Below are 2,366 nucleotides of genomic sequence, written 5' to 3'. Positions count from 1 at the left end.
CGGCGGCGGTGCCGCCCAGGACGAGGAATCGGCGTCGGGTGCTCATGGCGGTGCTCCTGCTCGAGGTCCCTTTCCGAGGGACGATGGCCGTCAGCGTACGCAGCGCGCCTCCCGAAGTCCTCACGCAAAGTTCAAATAAATGTGAGAACTCCGGAGCGCCGTCCGGACCGGTCCGGCGGTGAGAATGCCCGCCATGGTCAGCGATCCGTCCCAACATCCGCCGCAGCCCCCTCCCCAGCACCCGACCAAACGGCTGCTGCTCGTCGAAGACGACGCGCACATCGCCGAGCTGCTCGCGCTGCACCTGCGCGACGAGCGCTACGAGGTCGTCCATTGCGCCGACGGCCTCGAAGGCCTGCGCCTGGCCGAGCAAGGCGGCTGGGACCTGCTGGTGCTCGACGTGATGCTGCCCGGCGTCGACGGCCTGGAGATCTGCCGCCGTGCGCGGGCGATGCCGCACTACGTGCCCATCGTCATCATCAGCGCGCGGGGCGGGGAGCTGCATCGCATCCTCGGCCTGGAGCTGGGCGCCGACGACTACCTGGCCAAGCCGTTCTCCGTGCTCGAGCTGGTGGCGCGCGTGAAGGCGCTGCTGCGCCGCGCCGAGGCGATGTCCCGCAGCGCGCGGCTGGACGCCGGCAGCGTCGGCCTGGACGGCCTGTTCATCGACCCGGTCGCCCGGTCGGCCCAACTGGACGGCCGCACGATCGAGCTCACGCCGCGCGAGTTCGACCTGCTCTACTTCTTCGCCCGGCAGCCCGGCCAGGTGTTCTCGCGGCTCGACCTGCTCAACGCCGTCTGGGGCTACAAGCACGAAGGCTACGAGCACACGGTCAACACCCACATCAACCGGCTGCGCGCCAAGATCGAGGCCGATCCGTCCAACCCCGCCCGCATCCTCACCGTCTGGGGGCGCGGCTACAAGATGGCGCCCGGCCCATGATCCCGCGCCTGAACCTCACGCAGCGGCTCGCCCTGGTCTTCGCCGGGCTGCTGCTGCTGTGTTCCGGCGCTTCGGCCTGGCTGCAGGTGCGTTCCAGCCGGATGCATGAGCAGGAGGTGGTGCAGGGCCTGTCCCGCGATCTGGCCGCGCACATCGCGGCGCAGGCGCCGCTGATGGATGAGCGAGGCCCGATGCCCGGCGCGGTGCGGCGGCTCTTCGGACAGTTGATGGCGGTGAACCCGAGCGTGGAGGTCTACCTGCTCGACACCGACGGCCGCGTCGTCGAGCACGCCGCGCCGCAGGGCCGCCTGACGCGCGAACGCGTGGACCTGGATCCGATCCGCCGCTTCCTCGCCCGCGCGCCGCTGCCGATCACCGGCGACGATCCGCGCAGTGACGCCCGCAAGGTGTTCAGCGCGGCGCCGTTGCGCGTCGGCGACCGCGACGCGGGCTTCGTCTACGTCGTGCTGCTGGGCGAGGCCCACGACCGCCTGGCCGGTCTCGACGCCACCGGCAACGCGCTGCGCGCGGCCCTGTGGTCCATCGCGATCGTGGCGCTGCTCTGCCTGGCGGCCGGCCTGATCGCCTTCGGCCTGATCACGCGACCGCTGCGACGTCTGGCGGACGCCGTGCGCCGGTACGACATCGACGATGCGGCGGCGCCGGACCTGCTCGTGGACGAGGCCTCATCCGCCGCGGCGCCGCGCGACGAGATCGCCGTGCTGCGCGGCGCCTTCTCGCAGATGGCCGCGCGCATCGGCGAGCAGTGGCGGCGCCTGTCGCGGCAGGACGAACAACGCCGGGAGATGGTGACGACGATCTCCCACGACCTGCGCACGCCCTTGTCCTCGCTGCACGGCTACCTCGAGACGCTGCTGCTGAAGGACGGACAGCTCGATGCGGCGCAGCGGCGCCGCTATCTCGAGATCGCGATCGAGCAGAGCACCGCGGTCGGCGGTCTGGCCCGGTCGCTGTTCGAGCTCGCGCGGCTGGAGCAAGGGTTCGTCGAGCCTCAGATGGAGTCGTTCCAGCTGACGGACCTGGTGCAGGACGTCTTCCAGAAGTTCGAGCTGGTGGCGGCGCAGCGGGAGCTCACGCTGGGCGCGTTCTTCGACGGGCCCGTGCCGCCGGTGGAGGCGGACCTGGGCCTGATCGAACGCGTCCTGACCAACCTGCTGGACAACGCGATCCGCCACACGCCGGCCGGCGGACAGGTGCGGGTCCAGATCGACCGGACGCCGTCCGCGCAGGTGCGCGTGCGGCTGTCCGACACCGGCCCGGGCATCGATCCGGCGCGGCGCGCAGACCTCTTCCAGCGTCCGTTCAACGTCGACGGCGCGCGCCGTGGCGGAGGCCTGGGGCTGCGCATCGTCCACCGCATCCTGGCGCTCCACGGCGCGGAGATCCGGCTGCTCGACGCACC

General features: G+C 71.5%; 2 protein-coding genes. Both read left to right on the top strand.

Going from position 1 to position 2,366, the window contains the following annotated elements:
* Nucleotides 1-193: 193 nt before the first annotated feature.
* Nucleotides 194-943, top strand: a complete 750-nt coding sequence (locus VF536_RS13665) for a response regulator transcription factor (RefSeq protein WP_331615401.1) — start codon at nt 194-196, stop codon at nt 941-943.
* Nucleotides 940-2,366: HAMP domain-containing sensor histidine kinase (locus VF536_RS13660; protein ID WP_331615400.1), on the top strand; the 1,427-nt coding region annotated here is incomplete at its 3' end. The genes VF536_RS13665 and VF536_RS13660, both read left to right, overlap by 4 nt.

This window comes from Roseateles sp. (assembly GCF_036486225.1).
Classification (GTDB): domain Bacteria; phylum Pseudomonadota; class Gammaproteobacteria; order Burkholderiales; family Burkholderiaceae_C; genus Roseateles.
The sequence above is the reverse complement of the archived record's forward strand: the minus strand, read 5'-3'. Positions and strand labels throughout refer to the sequence as shown.

Excerpts from the sequence above, each read along its gene's own strand:
- VF536_RS13665 (WP_331615401.1), top strand. The coding sequence starts at position 194 with ATGGTCAGCGATCCGTCCCAACATCCGCCGCAGCCCCCTCCCCAGCAC.